The 16603-nt window shown below is 38.8% G+C and carries 16 protein-coding genes; 7 read left to right on the forward strand and 9 right to left on the reverse strand.

The annotated features are described in order from the left end of the window. Positions 1-165 precede the first annotated feature (165 nt). Together argS and CBM15_RS03095 are read right to left on the reverse strand one after the other, a co-directional pair. Entirely contained in the window at positions 166-1833 is a 1668-nt protein-coding gene (gene argS, locus CBM15_RS03090; RefSeq protein WP_087615690.1) for an arginine--tRNA ligase, read from the reverse strand. Positions 1834-1835: 2 nt separating this feature from the next. Next, on the reverse strand, positions 1836-2273 hold the full coding sequence (locus tag CBM15_RS03095; RefSeq protein ID WP_087615691.1) for a YwiB family protein: 438 nt from the start codon (positions 2271-2273) through the stop codon (positions 1836-1838). 194 nt (positions 2274-2467) lie between these two features. On the opposite strand from CBM15_RS03095, the gene CBM15_RS03100 reads away from it, so the two are divergent. The 3 genes from CBM15_RS03100 (at position 2468) to CBM15_RS03110 (ending at position 5953) form a co-directional block, all read left to right on the forward strand. Then, on the forward strand, positions 2468-3547 hold the full coding sequence (locus CBM15_RS03100; RefSeq protein ID WP_087615692.1) for a GGDEF domain-containing protein: 1080 nt from the start codon (positions 2468-2470) through the stop codon (positions 3545-3547). A gap of 32 nt (positions 3548-3579) precedes the next feature. Next, positions 3580-4659: a GGDEF domain-containing protein gene (locus CBM15_RS03105; RefSeq protein ID WP_087615693.1), complete on the forward strand. Its 1080-nt coding sequence runs from the start codon at positions 3580-3582 to the stop codon at positions 4657-4659. A 238-nt stretch (positions 4660-4897) separates the two neighbouring features. Continuing rightward, a complete protein-coding gene (locus CBM15_RS03110; RefSeq protein WP_087615694.1) occupies positions 4898-5953 on the forward strand; it encodes an acyltransferase family protein in 1056 nt (351 codons plus the stop codon). 47 nt (positions 5954-6000) lie between these two features. Here the strand turns inward: CBM15_RS03110 and CBM15_RS03115 are convergent, their stop codons facing one another. Together CBM15_RS03115 and speB are read right to left on the reverse strand one after the other, a co-directional pair. Further along, entirely contained in the window at positions 6001-6711 is a 711-nt protein-coding gene (locus CBM15_RS03115; RefSeq protein WP_087615695.1) for a GDSL-type esterase/lipase family protein, read from the reverse strand. 585 nt (positions 6712-7296) lie between these two features. Then, the gene (gene speB, locus CBM15_RS03125; RefSeq protein WP_087615696.1) at positions 7297-8169 is read right to left on the reverse strand and encodes an agmatinase; all 873 of its coding nucleotides are present in this window, start codon (positions 8167-8169) and stop codon (positions 7297-7299) included. Between the two features lie 327 nt (positions 8170-8496). Here speB and CBM15_RS03130 point away from each other — a divergent pair, with 327 nt between their 5' ends. Next, positions 8497-10554 (forward strand): transglycosylase domain-containing protein, encoded by a 2058-nt coding sequence (locus CBM15_RS03130; RefSeq protein ID WP_087615697.1) that lies wholly within the window; start codon positions 8497-8499, stop codon positions 10552-10554. Between the two features lie 309 nt (positions 10555-10863). On the opposite strand, the gene CBM15_RS03135 is transcribed toward CBM15_RS03130, so the two are convergent. Further along, positions 10864-11376 (reverse strand): YwhD family protein, encoded by a 513-nt coding sequence (locus CBM15_RS03135; RefSeq protein WP_008404546.1) that lies wholly within the window; start codon positions 11374-11376, stop codon positions 10864-10866. 65 nt (positions 11377-11441) lie between these two features. Here CBM15_RS03135 and CBM15_RS03140 point away from each other — a divergent pair, with 65 nt between their 5' ends. Further along, positions 11442-11627, forward strand: coding sequence for a 2-hydroxymuconate tautomerase (locus tag CBM15_RS03140; RefSeq protein WP_008404547.1), 186 nt, complete (start codon positions 11442-11444; stop codon positions 11625-11627). A gap of 154 nt (positions 11628-11781) precedes the next feature. Here CBM15_RS03140 and CBM15_RS03145 read toward each other — a convergent pair whose 3' ends face one another. Further along, positions 11782-13083 (reverse strand): HD domain-containing protein, encoded by a 1302-nt coding sequence (locus CBM15_RS03145; RefSeq protein WP_087615698.1) that lies wholly within the window; start codon positions 13081-13083, stop codon positions 11782-11784. Between the two features lie 128 nt (positions 13084-13211). Next, positions 13212-13436, reverse strand: coding sequence for a YuzB family protein (locus CBM15_RS03150; RefSeq protein WP_008404549.1), 225 nt, complete (start codon positions 13434-13436; stop codon positions 13212-13214). Between the two features lie 231 nt (positions 13437-13667). On the opposite strand from CBM15_RS03150, the gene CBM15_RS03155 reads away from it, so the two are divergent. Continuing rightward, positions 13668-14309 carry an RsfA family transcriptional regulator gene (locus tag CBM15_RS03155; RefSeq protein WP_014824752.1) on the forward strand — a complete coding sequence of 214 codons (642 nt, stop codon included), beginning with the start codon at positions 13668-13670 and terminating at the stop codon, positions 14307-14309. A 22-nt stretch (positions 14310-14331) separates the two neighbouring features. On the opposite strand, the gene lipL is transcribed toward CBM15_RS03155, so the two are convergent. Then, complete coding sequence (lipL, locus tag CBM15_RS03160; RefSeq protein WP_087615699.1) at positions 14332-15159, reverse strand: octanoyl-[GcvH]:protein N-octanoyltransferase; 828 nt, start codon at positions 15157-15159, stop codon at positions 14332-14334. Between the two features lie 165 nt (positions 15160-15324). Between lipL and hemQ the strand changes: the two genes are divergently transcribed. Then, positions 15325-16062 carry a hydrogen peroxide-dependent heme synthase gene (gene hemQ / locus CBM15_RS03165; protein WP_079524598.1) on the forward strand — a complete coding sequence of 246 codons (738 nt, stop codon included), beginning with the start codon at positions 15325-15327 and terminating at the stop codon, positions 16060-16062. 95 nt (positions 16063-16157) lie between these two features. Here hemQ and CBM15_RS03170 read toward each other — a convergent pair whose 3' ends face one another. Beyond that, positions 16158-16346, reverse strand: a complete 189-nt coding sequence (locus CBM15_RS03170) for a hypothetical protein (protein ID WP_008404557.1) — start codon at positions 16344-16346, stop codon at positions 16158-16160. Positions 16347-16603 lie beyond the last annotated feature (257 nt).

A 16603-nucleotide genomic window follows, 5' to 3' on the forward strand; every position in this document is an offset into this window, starting at 1 on the left:
TTCCCTGTTTTGTAATCGGAAGGTTTGCTGGTGGAATTGGAACAAATTACAAAAAAGGAGAACTGATTCAACTTAATGTGGAAGATAGCACCTGCTGCCTCGAAACGTCAAAGAAAAAACACCCTATTTTCGTATACAGAAAATAGAGTGCTTTAAAAAGTTGAATTACATTTTTTCTGGTGCGCTTACGCCGATTAGTTTCAGTGCATTCGCCAATGTTGTTTTGACTGCTGTGATTAATGCTAAACGAGCTTCTGTCAGCTCTTTGTTATCCTGGTTCAATACTTTTTCTGCATTGTAGAAGCTATGGAATGCAGCTGCCAAGTCTTGAATATAGTTTGCGATACGGTGTGGTGTGCGGTGTTTTGCTGCATCTGCCACGATTTGCGGGAATGCGCCGACTTTTTTCAGAACATCTTCTTCTTTTTCTGCTACTAGCAAGTTCAGGTTTTCCAATGAAGCTTCGAAACCTTGCTCATTAGCTGCACGTAAAATCGATGAAATACGCGCATGTGCATACTGTGCATAATATACTGGGTTTTCGTTCGATTGTGATACCGCTAAGTCTAAATCAAAGTCCATATGTGAATCTCCTGCTGTTTTAACGAAGAAATAACGTACAGCATCCAAGCCTACTTCTTCTACTAACTCACGCATCGTTACAGCATTACCTGTACGCTTACTCATTTTGAACTTCTCACCGTTTTTGTACAGCTGAACCATTTGGATAATATCTACTTCCAATGTGCCGCGGTCATAGCCAAGTGCTTCGATTGCCGCTTTCATACGTGGAATATAGCCGTGGTGGTCAGCACCCCAAATATTGATCAGTTTATCAAATCCACGACGCAGTTTGTCTTCATGGTAAGCGATGTCCGGTGTTAAATATGTGTATGAACCATCGTTTTTAATTAATACACGGTCTTTATCATCACCGAATGTTGTTGAACGGAACCAAGTTGCGCCGTCTTCATCAAACACATGACCATTTGCTTTTAGTTTGTCTAACGCTACATCGATTTTACCGTTTTCATATAAAGATGTTTCTGAATACCAAACATCGAATTCAACACGGAAGTTTTTAAGGTCGTTTTGCAGTTTTGCCAATTCCAGTTTCAAGCCGTGCTCACGGAAAAATTTAAAACGTTCTTCATCAGACTTGTCCAAAATCGTCGCACCGAATTCTTCAGCCAGCTTACCAGCGATTCCGATAATATCCGGACCGTGGTATCCGTCTTCCGGCATTTCTGCATCCATTCCTAACGCTTGCTTATAACGTGCTTCCAAAGAATACGCCAAATTATTAATTTGGTTACCGGCATCATTAATATAATATTCACGTGATACATCAAAACCAGCAAAATCCAATACATTACACAATGAATCGCCTACAGATGCACCGCGCGCATGTCCTAAATGCAAGTCACCAGTCGGGTTAGCAGATACGAACTCGACTTGTACTTTTTCTCCTGCGCCTGCAGTTGAACGACCGTAGTTTTCGCCTTGTTCAAATGTAGCTGTAACTACACTTGCCAAGAAGTCTTTACGTACTGTGATATTCATGAAACCTGGTCCGGCAATTTCAATCTTCTCGATATCTGTGCCTTCAGTCGTTAAATGCGCTAAAATTGCTTCAGCAATTGCACGTGGTGGCTTCTTCGCCAATTTTGTCAATTGCATTGCGATATTTGTTGCGAAGTCTCCGTTTGCTTTATCCTTTGGTGTTTCTAAATGAATATTGATTTCCGTGCCTGCTTCTACTAGGCCTGCTTGATCGATTGCCGCTTTGAGTGCTGCTTTAATCGATTGCTGTAATTGTTCTACTGCGTTCATCGTTATACCTCCGTAAATTGAATATCTAATTTGTAATGGCCAACTGAGTTGCCACCTATGATAAGGTCATATTGCGTTTTAAATTGCCCTGACACTTTTTCGCTTTGTACTACTTCTATGGCTAACTGATGTGTATCGGTAATAAGAGGTAATGAGCCGAATGGACTTTCATAATGACCATTCTCGCGTAAGTCCGGATTTAAAGGCAAACGCATGTTCACACCGCCTTTTCGCATAATAAACGAATTCGCTTCATTCAGTTTAATCGTTGTTTGAATTTGCAGATCCTCCTGAACTTCCTCATAGCGCAGATAATGACTGTTCCCTTTTTCCACACAACTGCCTTCAAGCCACATTTCATATTGTTCAAGCTCGCCCTCGGTTGGAATGATTGAGGAAACTAGTTTGATTTTGACTGTTTTCCCGCTCTCGTTCGCCATAGCAGTCAGCTCCTATACATATATTTCTATAACCTTTTTATTATAGGATAAGTATATCTCTTTAAGCAACAACGAACTTAACTTTGCGCTTACTCCCTCAATCATCTTGATTTGGACAATTTTCCTTCAATTCCACTATTTTTATAGCAATTTTCGTTCAGAACAGTAATGATTAGTGTATAAAGGAGCTTATTATGCTAATCGAAATATTATCTTACTTCTGTATATTATTTACTTTTACACTTTTAATTTATTGGCCATTTATCAACTACTTTAGACAGACACCATTCATCAGTCGAACGAAGCCTTATGTAATTGGATTGAAGTTTGGTGTAACCGGCCTTGTGCTGACATTCTCTGCTGTTCATCTTACGAACGATCTTATGATGAACATTCAGTATATTCCGGTGTTATACAGTGGTCTTTTAGGCGGGCCATTTGCTATTCTGATCAGTGGTCTGATTATAGGAATCGGACTTTTTTTCCTTCCATATTTGGCATGGGTACCGATGTTCCTGAATATTAACTTTATTGTACTTGTTCTGATATTATTCTTTGTCACAAGTAAATATAAAATGACGCAAAAAAATATATTTTTATTTTTTTGGGGATGCTTTATTGAAACTTTTATCGCATTATTTCTCGGGCTTTGCTTCCATACTAAAAGCTATGAATACTTATTGCTTTATGGCATCTTTACGATTTTTTCATTTTATTTCATTTACTTTGTCATTCGCCAAATAAAACTTGCCAATGATACTGTACAACAGACGACTTATTTGAAAAAGATCGATTTTTTGACACAGTTGCCAAACAATAAGGAAAATGAGAAATTTATCAAAAACCTGATTAAAAAGAAAACCTCTTTCAATTTATTGCTCGTCGATATTCGGGATTTTAAAATGATAAATTTACGGCATGGTTTTTCTACAGGTGATCTTGTTATTAAACAACTTGCCCAACACTTGATGGAATATGCCAATAAAAATGGAGCATATGTTGGCCGATTGGGCGGTGAGGAGTTTCTTCTCGTATTAAAGGATGTACCTCCTGCTATTGCGGTTGTAGAGGCCAATAATATAATTAATATGATTGCCCAACAGCCGTTCGAAGTATCCCAAGATTTATCTTTACATATTTCTGTTACGGTTGGAATTAGTTCATTTCCTGATAATGGGGAAACATCTTTGGAGCTCCTGGAAAATTTAGATATGGCAAAACAGCAGGCAAAAACAAAACTATCTTCTTATTTCCATATAAATAATCTAAAATAAGGGGTAACGATACATTACCAAGGGGTGATGCCATGTTTTTGGAGCTGACAATCAACTTTTCGATTCTATTTTGCTTTACGATTTTAATTTTCTGGCCTTTTATACAATATGAAGATAATCCTTTCATCCATAAATACAAGTCCATTATCGTCGGTGTGACATTCGGATGTGCCGCCTTTATTTTGACTGCATTGGCTACTCCCTATGCTCACGGTATGCTAATAAACAATCGGATTATATTTGTACTTTTCAGTGGTTTGCTTGGGGGACCTGTTTCAATTTTCATTACAGGTTTTATGATTGTGATTAGTCGGTATGTTTTAATGTACACATCAGTATTGTCGTTCATTATCATGCTGAATACTTTAATAGTGACTGTCATTGCATGCTTTTTCGCATTCAAACGTCCGATTACCTATCAAAATTTACCGGTTTATTTTTTCGTTATAACGATCGAACACATTATCGTCCTCATTATTTATGACCGTTTTCAAATAAATAATCTGTTCTATTTAATCCTTTACTTTGCTGTTTCGACCATTACTTTTTTTGCAGTCAGAAAAATCTTAATGCAGCTTGAACATAAAAATAAACAAATCAGACAAATATACGCAATGCGGAAAACGGATTTGCTTACACAGCTGCCGAATAATATTGCGATTGAGCAGAAGTTATTAACATTTGTGAATGCAAAAATTCCATTTGAGTTGCTTCATATCGATATTCGTCAGTTTCGTGAATTGAATTATATGTATCACTATAAAGCTGGCGATGAGGTGCTTGTCCAAGTCTCAAAACTATTGAAAGACCAGCTGCCCAAAAATGCGCTGATTGGGCGAATTGATAGTGATGAGTTTTATGTCGTGCTGCCGCATTTGGTACCTGCAGAAGCGGTTACTTTAGCCAACGCAATCAATAAAGCTGTACAGCAGCTCACTTTTGAAAATTATCCATCCAGTCAGCTCGTTCTTGCAATTGGAATCTGTTCTTTTCCGCAAAATGGACAGAGCGTTAAAGAGCTTTACCGCTTTTCATACGAAGCCTTATTGAGAGCAAAGCATCAGGCAAATATTCAGGTCTGCCATTACAACCAGATGAAACAGCGATACTAAAAAGGTGTGTTAAAAGTTTTTAAGACTTTTAACACACCTTTTTTCTTATTTTACCCAGCCTAAAATTTCCACTTTGTAAGATGAAGTGAATTTCTTTTATGATTTATGACACCACAAGAATCCTTTATTTCCGTGATTTACCGTTTATTTAACAATTACATAACGATGCTGTTACATTGCGCTATTCACACGAAAAGAGGGTATATAATGGGAGCATATTTTTTTAAGAGGTGTATTAATGAAGAAAAAACGGATAACGTGGGTGGATATTACGAAAGGATTCTTAATGATCCTTGTCGTCATCGGGCATTATCCAGGAGAGCTCGACTTTCCACTCGCGAAATATATTTATTGGTTTCATATGCCTGCATTTTTCATATTAAGCGGTTTGTTCTTTAAGCCGATTTTAGATAAAAAGGAGATAAAGCCGACGATTCACAAGCGTTTTATGCAATTAATCGTCCCTTACCTATTTTTCCTTGCAAGTATTACACTAGTCCGTTATGGAATGGAGATTTTTTCAGGCAATTGGAATTTAGAATGGTATCTTAATGATTTATGGACACTTGTCATAGGGGGGCGTTTTGTTCGAGGAGCATATGGTGTTTTCTGGTTTGTGACGACATTATTCTTCACCTACCTGTTATTCATGTGGTTGACGACCTACTTCAATCGGAAGAAACAGTTTATCATTCTAGGGCTCTTTTATGTTCTCGGAAATTTTGAGAGCATCGTCGCTATGAAAGTCATCGGAGGCAAGCCCTCCGAAGCAGCACAATCGATTCCAATGATTTGGAACCTCGATGTGGCGCTGATGGCAATCATCTATTTTGCAATCGGGTATTATTTCAAACATCTATGGATGGATATTTCAAAACGATGGATGAGTACGGCCTTGTTCCTGAGTGCAACGGCGGTATTGCTTGATCGATTTAATATCATCGATTACCGATTGAGTATGAAGTTCTTACGGTATGACCATTTTATATTAGATTTAGTCATTCCCATATCATTTACAATCGTATTAGTAGGATGCTTCCAGTTGCTCGCAGCAAAACTGTCGATTAACTGGCTGCAGAAAATAGAAAATCACTCGCTTTCCATTATGTATTTGCATATATTTGCAGATATTATACTAAATGATTATTTCACGTATGGGCTTATTGGTTACACAACGATCGGGATATTCATTCCTATCATTGTTTCAATTTTAATAAAAAATTTGCTACCGAACGGAAAAATTCTGCTTGGCGGGTTTTCAAACAAGAAAGAAAAGACACCGATTCCGACGTAAAAAAAGCTGGACCTCATCTCCGAGGTTCAGCTTTTTTATAATTGATTTTATTTTGAGCGAAGCCGTTCGACCCAAACTTCATACCCTTTCCCATTTAAATGAAGCCCATCACCAGTGAACTGCTTATCCAGTTGCCCGTTTTTATCAGTAAAGCTCGAATGCAGATCGATGTACTCAATTCCCTTATCATCCGCAATCTTTTGCAAAATAATATTAAACCGCTTCACTTTGTCATTTGTCACTTCATTTCCTAATAACCCGTTATTCACAGGCAGGATTGATTGAATAGCGAGTCTTGTAGCTTTTCCTTCAAACGAATCCACGATTTTCTCGACGTTACTTTTAAATACTTCGGCTTCTGTTCCATAACGGATATCATTGACACCGATCATTAAATACGCCTCTTTCGGGTTTCGGTCCACTACTTCCTGTATACGGTTCAATAATCCTTCTGTCCAATCATTCCGGATTCCCCGATTCAGCACAACCTCACCGGGAAAGTATTCCTGGAATTCTCCGTAATCGGAAATACTGTCACCAATGAATACTTTATCAATATTACTAATTGACGAATGTTCAAAGACGCTTTTTTTCGTAAAGTAATAAGCAGAATCCTTATTGGGAGAAGGTGTTGACTGCATTTTTGTTTTAACAACTTCAAGTCCACCGATATTTCTCACCACATAGCTCCCTGTTCCTAACAACAGTACATTTACTAGTAATGAAATTATTAATACAATATGACCCTTTTCCAACATAAACACTCCTATTTCTAACTTGGCTCTGGCATGCTATACCCGTTTAGTAGCCGAACAAATATACAAAGTTCGCTACGTCCTGTTGCAATGTCTTATTTACACGCCTCCTGCAGACCCCAATCAATCGGGCTTTTACTGACAGTTGACACCTCGTATGATGCAATACTTTATGTATAATTTGGGTTTTATCGATGCGATATACGCTTCGTTATTAGCGCAATGCCCCGAAATACCCGAATCAACCGATTTCATTTGGTCATGGCAGCAGCATATCGTTCTTTACCCTTTTAAGATTGAACTGTAACCTGGCACATTTTTTCGAACATAAGCTTTTGTCTAAATGAAGCTCAATGTATTAATCTGCTCTGTATCGTCCCGAATGGGATACCATGCTTTTTAGTATACTTTGCAAGTGTACTTTTGGTTGTTTATTATTACCTATTTATTTCTTCCCAGTTAACCATGCTGTATGCATCAACACCTCCTCAAAATTCAATAAAAAAAGGTACTCCGGAGAGTACCTTCAAATAACATTAGCAGTTAACCCCGCAATACCTTACTATATCTAAGTTTTATAAACCCCTGCTATTTTACCCAGCCTAAAATCATTTCACGAATCAATTTTGCAGCTGTATTTACTGTTATTTCGGAATGATCGTAAATTGGTGCCACTTCAACTAGGTCAAAGCCGACAACATTTACTTCAGATCGTGCAATTTCATGAATTGCTGCTAAAAGTTCCTTTGGAGTAATACCGCCAGCATCAACCGTTCCTGTCCCAGGTGCATGTGCAGGGTCCAATACGTCAATGTCGATTGTTACATAAACATTGCGACCTTTTAATGTAGGCAATACTTGTTTTAATGGCTCGAAAACTTCAAATAATGAAATGTGCATGCCGTTTTCTTTTGCCCACTGCAACTCTTCTTTTAAGCCTGAACGAATTCCAAATGAATAAACATTGTCCGGTCCGATTGTATCGGCAATTTTACGAATGGGTGTTGCGTGTGAGTATTGCTCCCCTTCGTAATCTGTACGTAAATCTGTATGTGCATCAAAATGAATAATCGCTAAATCTTCGTACTTTTCATAGACAGCTTCCATTACCGGCAGTGATACTAAATGCTCCCCGCCCATCCCTACTGGAATTTTATCGTCTGCCAGTACTTTACGGACAAACGTTTTAATTTCCGCTAATGATTTTTCCGGATTTCCAAACGGCAGTGGAATATCCCCTGCATCAAAAAACGGTACATCTGCCAGCTCACGATCCAAGTAAAAACTGTATTCTTCTAAACCAACCGATACTTCACGAATTCGGGTCGGACCAAAACGTTGACCGGGACGGTAGCTAACTGTCCAGTCCATTGGCATGCCGTATAAAACAGCTTTACTTTCTTCATAGTTTTGGTGGCTTTTAATAAACATATTCCCTGCGTAAGTTTCATCAAATCTCATTTACAGTCACCTATACCTTTCTCTATTTTTAATTACGTATTTTAAACCGATTTCTTAATTTAGAATGCATAGCGATAGAAGAAGTTGCTCATACTAAATCTAACATATGAAACTTTTGTTTCGCTATTTTCGTATAATTAAGAGCAACTGACATAATTCGACATTATGGATTGCTTTTGTAATAGCTGCGTATACGACTAAATTCGTAAGGTGCGCTACGAAAAAGTATAGTTGTTTTCATTAAAAGTGCAATAGAATTTTCATTACTTTTTGTAATTGACTAAATTTAGTTTGCTCTCTATTAAAAAAGAAATGAGGTGGAAAAACTTGAAAAGACAGCAATTTAAAAAACGAAAAAAGCGAAAAAATTTCGTGAAAAAAATCGGACTCTTTATGATTGCCCTTTTATGTTTTTTCGCTGTTATGTTCCTTTCATTACGTATATATGCGCAAGTTGCCGGAGCACCGCCGCTTACCGTTCCGAAAGCTTCAATTTTTTTAGATAGCAACCATAATCAGATTGGTGACTATTTTACAAAGGAACGTCGCTACTGGACAGACCTGGATGAAATATCGCCTTACCTTATTGATGCTACTGTTGCTGTTGAAGATAAAGATTTCTTCGAGCATAGCGGTTTTGACTTTTCCCGGATCGCAGGGGCCGTTTTAGCGGATATTAAAGCCGGGGGGAAAGTGCAAGGTGCCAGTACGCTGACACAGCAATATGCACGAAACCTTTATCTAACTCATGAAAAAACATGGAACCGGAAATTAAATGAAGCCCTTTTTGCTTATCGGTTGGAGTTATTTTACTCTAAAGAAGAAATTTTAGAAGGCTATTTAAATACGGTTTATTATGGGCACGGAATGTATGGTGCTGAAGCTGCAAGCCGTTACTTCTACGGCAAATCCGTAAAGGATCTGACATTGGCCGAGGCTTCAATGCTTGCGGGTGTGCCAAAAGGACCGACATATTATTCGCCGATTAATAACTTGGAAAAGGCGACAAATCGTCAGCAAGTAATTTTGCGGTTGATGAATGAACAAGGGAAAATTACAGACGAAGAAAAAACTCATGCCACTTCAGAACATGTTGCTCTAAAAAGTGATGATTGGATTGCAAATAAATCAATCGCTCCTTACTTTTTGGATGTCGTATGGGAAGAAGCAAGCGATATTTTAGAAAAGAAAAACTTGAGTATTAGTGAAGGTGGATGGACAATTCAAACAACGCTTAACCAGGCACATCAACGAGCAGCGGAAAATGCGATCAAAACGAATATGCCCAACAGTGAATTGCAGGTTGGATTTGTGAGCATGGAAGCAGATACAGGGTTTGTTACAGCTCTTGTCGGCGGACGTGATTACAGTATAAGTTCGTTTAACCGAGTTGCGTTAGGTAACCGACAGCCTGGTTCTGCCATTAAGCCGATTTTGTATGCAGCCGCACTGGAAAAGGATTTCACACCTATGTCCTTCTTGGATGTGAGCGAAACGACCTTTACGTATGATAGTGGACGAGCAACTTATACACCGCAAAACGTCAATAAGAAGTATGCTGACCATGAACTTTCCATGGCACAGGCATTGGCAATTTCCGACAATATTTATGCGGTGAAAGCACTGGAAAACATCGGCTACCGATCTTTCCGAGATGTCCAGAAACGTTTCGGGCTCAACTATTCCGAAAAGGATATACCTTCCATTGCACTTGGAACTGCCGAAAACTCGCTGTATGATTTAACAAACGCCTATAATATCATTGCTGCAGGCGGAGAAAAACGACAACCGATTACTGTATTGTCGATTACCGATGCAAAAGGAAAAGTCGTTTACAAATATAAGAAACCTGAAAAAGAACAAGTAATTTCTAAACAGGATGCATTTATTTTAACGCAAATGATGACAGGTATGTTCGATCCTGTGTTCAGTGATTATTCTCCGGCAACTGGTTTATCATTGCGTTCACGTATGAGCCACACATATGCAGCCAAATCAGGAACGACAAATAGTGACCAATGGATGATTGGGTTTACACCAAGCTTAACGGCAGGTGTATGGAATGGCTATGACCAAGGCAAAACATTATCTGTCCAGACAGATATGGCCGCATCGAAGCAAGTGTGGATAGATTTTATGGAAACAGCGCTTGATGGAAAAGCAAACGAAACATTTACAATGCCAAGTGGTGTAGAGCCTGTAACGGTCGATATTCGTACGGGTAAACTGGCGCACGAGTCATGCTCAAGCCAGCGTATTGTTTACATGAAAACCGAAGATGTACCAACAGAATCATGTGCATCATTCGATCTCTTCAATCAGGATTCATGGGGTAATTTCTTTGAATCATTGCCTTTTGAAGCATTGCGCAACTTTTGGGAATAAATAAAAAAGTTAAAAAAGCTCTTTCGTATCCGGTTCTAGTCCGTGACACGAAAGAGCTTTTCTATTGTGGTGAATGAATGGTTGAGAACCATGGGGCATTCGGCTTGGGAAGGTTCAAATGCCGCATACTGCTCAACCTGTTTCATTTCCCACATGTCCTAGCCTACTATTTCGCAAGCTTTAAATTCAGTTTACTTTCTTTTAGAACCAGTTTCAACTACGGATTTTGGTAGATTTTGAAATGTCACATATTGTTCACTGAATTTTGTAATATTATTGTAAGATGTTTATTTCATTCAAGGTGCAGCTTTATGCTAAATCCTGTCTCAATTTCTCATCACTGTTGTTCCACATTTCTTCGTTGTGGCTTTTCAGGAAGTCGGCCAGTATTTTCTTTGACGGCTCATCCATATGGTCGACAATAATGTGACGCTTCATTGATTTGTCCATTCTGTTCACATGGTCTGCCAAAATTTTATAGCCACGGCGTTTTTCACGGTTTACGACCATTTCACATGCTGTCACACCGGCAAAATAAGCACCTGATTCTTTATGGTCAATTGTTACCCATACAAGCCAGTAATCTTTTCCGCCAGCTGAATCTTCACGGTTCATTGTAAACTTAATGCCGCGCTCTACTTCACTTTTCGCATGCATTGCTCCGATATCAACAATTGCTGTTCCTTCTGCGACATCGACAATGACCGGCGATACATTTTCCAAAGAAAGTGAACCAATACCGAATCCTTTATGCCCATCGGTAGGATCATTTTTTATTATCGTAAAACCCATTTTCGGTTTTGGTTTTTCTTCATTTGCCATTGTAAATCCCTCCAAATACGCTAATATAAATACTATACACTATATTTTAACTAGGAGGCGACTTTATGCCAATCGTTACAATCAAAATGATTGAGGGCCGCACTGATGAACAAAAACGCGCGCTCGTAGAAGAAGTTACACAAGCTGTTTCAAAAACAGTTGACGCACCAGTAGAAAATGTATCAATCATTATTGAAGAAATGTCTAAAAACCACTATGCTAAAGGTGGCGTACGCTATAGCGACCAATAATGGTTAAGCTGGCGTTGAATTTCAGTTAATTAATAATCGAAACACCTCAATCTTCTTTAGGGAAAATTGAGGTGTTTTTTTGAGGTATTGACTTCTGTATCTGTGCGAAGGTTTTACATCTATTCACTCAAACCATGGACCTTTCCTACGCCAGTTACGCTTCCTCAATGAGCTGTTTTATTTCATTTCGCAATGCAGCTGGAATCCGCTCGTCTGTAAATAACTCTTTCGGGTAATACACTTTATGGTCTACTTTGATGCGACCGGCAATTGCTTCGACGATTTGGCTTTCCTCTGATAGTTCACGCTGCATTCCGTCCTGCATTAGCAAGTAAATTGGCTTCTTCGTCCCTTCAATACCAGGGCGGTAAAAGTCATAAGGTAAATCCGATGTGGAATCGTGCACTAAATAATATTCCGGATCAATGCCGGCCTGCAAAAATAGACGTTGCAGCTGTGCATATACTTCAGGCTGCTTGTAAGGATTCAGATTCGTATATTGGAACAGTTTCCGATTGACGAATCTGCGGCATAAATCCCGTAATATTTCATCGTCTTCTCCCATCCAAAATTGGAAGTACGCCAGCATAATGCTTTCATCGAGCGCAATATAGTCTTCCAATGTGACATTCCCTCTGAAAAAGGATATAAAAGGCGTCGGTTCATATTTAAATGGATAATCATTTTTACACAGCACTTTCACTCGTTTTAAAATATGATTCAGCACGACTTCCGCACTTCTTGACACCGGGTGGAAATAAATTTGCAAATACATTTGGTAGCGGCTCATGATGTAATGCTCGACCGCATGCATTCCGCTTTCTTTTATAACAACACCATTTGCACGTGGACGCATAACACGCATGATACGCTCCATATCAAAATGTCCGTAGCTGACACCAGTATAATACGCATCGCGCTGCAGGTAATCCATACGGTCTGCATCGATCTGACTGGAAATTAGGCTGACAACCAATTCATTTGGATACGTTTTTTCAATTACTTGCGCGACCTTTTCCGGAAAGTCATCGGCCACTCGACGAAGCACGGCATTTACCTCTGTGTCCCCCAGCAGAATTTGACGCGTAAAATATTCATGGTCTGTTTCAAATACATTCTCAAATGCATGGGAGAACGGCCCGTGCCCCAAATCATGCAGTAATGCGGCACATAATACGAGTAGACGCTCAGAATCATCCCATTCTTTTCTTCCTTTAAATACATCATCCACGATTCGACGGACAATTTCATATACTCCCAATGAGTGATTAAATCGGCTATGTTCAGCTCCGTGGAACACTAAATACGTCGTACCAAGCTGCTTGATACGGCGCAATCTCTGAAATTCTCTTGTTTTGACCAAATCCCAGATGACTTGATCCCGAACGTGAATATAGCGATGGACAGGGTCTTTAAAAACTTTTTCCTCTTGCAGTTTTGTTTTTGCATATGTCATCAACTAGCCCACCTCCTTATCTCTTAACAACATTATAAGTGAGATGTCCGTGAAATAGAAATGAATCTGCCGAAAACGCAAAAAGGACGTGTTCTGAAAATCTTTCAGAACGCGTCCATGTTACGCTGTTACTTTTTCAATTTGTCGAGTACCTTTACCATTAACTCCTCTTCAGTTAATGCGGCAACTGGACGGTTATTTACAAATGTAAATGTTTTTTTGCGGCCTGGACCACAGTATGAATGACAGCCAATTTCAATCGTTGCTTCTGGATCAATTTCTTTTAATTTTGGAATTAACGTCTTTAAATTAACGGCCTGACATTCATCGCAAACGTGGAATAAGTTTGCCATAGTGTCAACACCTCTCTATGAGCTATTTTCGCTGTTTTAACCTATTTGCTATTGTATCTTATTTTGCTTATTTCATTCAAGCTTTATCCTAGCAATTCCGTTCAAAGTTCTGCTAGGAACATATTTCTCATCATTCTAGCAACAATTTACGATATATTGAATAAATGTTTTCCTCTTTGGACATGATAGATTTACAACAACAAAACTATTATAATTCAGGGGGAGTTTTTTATGACAAAAACAAGACAAGACGCATGGGTGAAAGAGAATGATGAGCTGTTAGCAGAGGCTGTTTTACGCCATGTAAAAGAAGGTAGTACACAATTAAATGCATTTGAGGAAGCTGGGGATTTACTAAACAGAACAGCTGCAGCTTGCGGTTTCCGCTGGAATGCTGTAGTCCGACGCATTTATGAAGAAGATTTGGCACAGGCGAAAAAGGAACGCAAAGAACGTATGCGCATGATGAATACGGCTACAAAACGCAGAACAACTCCAGTATACTTACTGCCGTCAAACGAAAATCAGCCAACATCGATTCCATTATCGGCATTATCACTCGATATCGTCATTGCATACTTAGTACAACTGCAGCATACGAATTCAAATGAACAGGATTTATTGAAATGGCGCAAATTGACATCACTATTAACAGAACAGAAAAGCCAGCTAGAGCAACAGCTGACAGCACTGCAAAAAGAGAATAAAGCGATTAAAGAAGATTACGAGCAGTTTGTTTCTATTATGAACCGCGCAAGACGACTTGTAGCACTAGAAACAGATACTGAGGCCACGCCAACATTCAAAATGGAGCGTAACGGCAACTTGATTTCCCAAACATCGTTAAATGATTCAGGCGAAGCGCTATATTAGCACCTCGCCTCTTTTTATTTTCTTATTTACTTAGCATCGACTCATTGCGTTTGAACACGCGCTCTAAATAGTAATCGTACAATTCCATTTCCTCTTGCTGCAATGGCAGTTCGAACAGCTGTCCATTCCACTGCCTCAATAGGTTACGAAGCCTTTCATTCACTTCGAATACTGTCACGTTTTGTCCTGTCAGTTGTTGAAGTGAAGCCATGACTTCCGGCTTTATATCCGGATACTCGAATTTCGTTTTCTCGCCTTGCAGACCATTTTCATAAAAACGTTTAATCAGTTCCGCACGCTCACTGCCACTGCCTTCCACACATAAATATATTTGAACAGCAATTCCGTTTTTCATACGACGCTGTGAGATACCGGCAAACTTTTGACCATTAATACTTAAATCATATGAACCTGGACAATAAGAACCAACAATTTCATATGCTTCTATTTTCGTTGCAATTTTAGGGAATAACTGACGAATTAATGCAACCATCATTTCAAACGCATTATTAATACTTAACGGCTTGTCCTCATTTAACACAATCGAAATGTTTAAAACTCCTGCATCCAATACGACCGCCAGTCCTCCAGAATTGCGGACAATCGGATCATATCCACTGTTCTTCAATGTCTCCATTCCTTGCTCAATATAAGGCAAGCGGTGATCTTGAATGCCAAGAACCACTGCGTCATGATGAACCCACGTACGTATTGTCGAATTGGTCATTTTCTGACCGACAAGATGACAAAGTGTATCATCCATTGCAAAGGACTCTAATGGCGAGCGTTTATTCGCGCTGATCGACTGATCGATAAAACGCCACATTGTTTGCTGCAAAAAATCATTCATATTTTATACTCCTAGCCTAATTTTTCCTCACTTTAGCATACCGCATTTTAAAGTCATGTCAAATTGGTGAATTGACGGATTTTGCAATGTTGAAATGATATTTTTCCCTGAAACTATGCTACACTAATTGTGAATCATTTTCATTTACAAGGAGTGTTTGAACAGATGAATGAAGCAGCAATTACATTAGACGGCTGGTACGCATTACATGATTTCCGCTCAATGGACTGGGCATCATGGAAATTAGTTTCAGCTGAAGAACGCGAAGCCGCTACAAAAGAATTTATCGCATTTTTGGAAGACTTAAATAAAGATACGGGTTCGAATGCTTTTTACTCAATTATTGGGCAAAAAGCAGATTTCATGATTATGACTTTACGTGAAACACCTGAAGAACTAAATGAAATCGAAACAAAATTCGCGAAATTGGCGATTGCTGATTTTACAATTCCAACGTATTCATACGTTTCCGTTGTCGAATTATCGAACTATTTAGCAGGTAAATCAGATGAAGATCCATATCAAAACCCGCATGTTCGTGCGCGTTTATATCCTGAACTGCCAAAATCAAAATACGTATGCTTCTACCCAATGGATAAAAAACGTGAAGGCAATGACAACTGGTACATGCTTTCTATGGAAGATCGCAAAAAATTGATGTATGACCACGGTCTAATTGGCCGCAGCTATGCAGGTAAAATCAAGCAAATTATAACTGGTTCTGTCGGCTTAGATGATCATGAGTGGGGCGTTACATTATTCTCTGATGATATGCTTCAATTCAAGAAAATCGTTTATGAAATGCGCTTTGATGAAGTTTCAGCTCGTTACGGCGAATTCGGTGAGTTCCTGGTAGGAAACTTGCTGGACAATGAAAAACTAGAAAAACTGTTAGCAATTTAATGTCTTAACCCGTTCCCCCACTTGATGTTGGCTTAACCAACTTCAAAAGTGTGGAACGGGTTTACTTTTTCCTGAAACATAAAAGATGAGCCGATTTATTTCGGCTCATCTTTTACGTTTGATTCATCCTGCAATTTTAAAATTATAATGATTGTATTAATGAAGAAACCGATGATGATTAGAAGAACTAATAAATACCAATGAATCGGCTGTTCATAAAATATTGCAACCGCAAAAGACAATAATGCGCTAATTATTATGCCTAACCAAACTCCTATTTTCATGATGTTCCACTCCTGCGCTTTTCGTCAACACCGGCAACAATCTCTTATTTATTTACTTTATCTTTCCCAATACATTGAAATTTATTACATATATCCGAACTAATTAACCTATAGTATGTCACCTGTTCAAAAAACAACACTGTTTTTGGTGTTCAACTTTTTTATTTATGCATATACTAAGTCGAAAAAGGAGGTCACATCGAACGCCTAAACTTCAAATAAAAGGTTTACATGCCGCCCTTCTTTCTTCGGTTACA

The organism is Solibacillus kalamii, from assembly GCF_002174535.1.
GTDB classification, from domain to species: domain Bacteria; phylum Bacillota; class Bacilli; order Bacillales_A; family Planococcaceae; genus Solibacillus; species Solibacillus silvestris.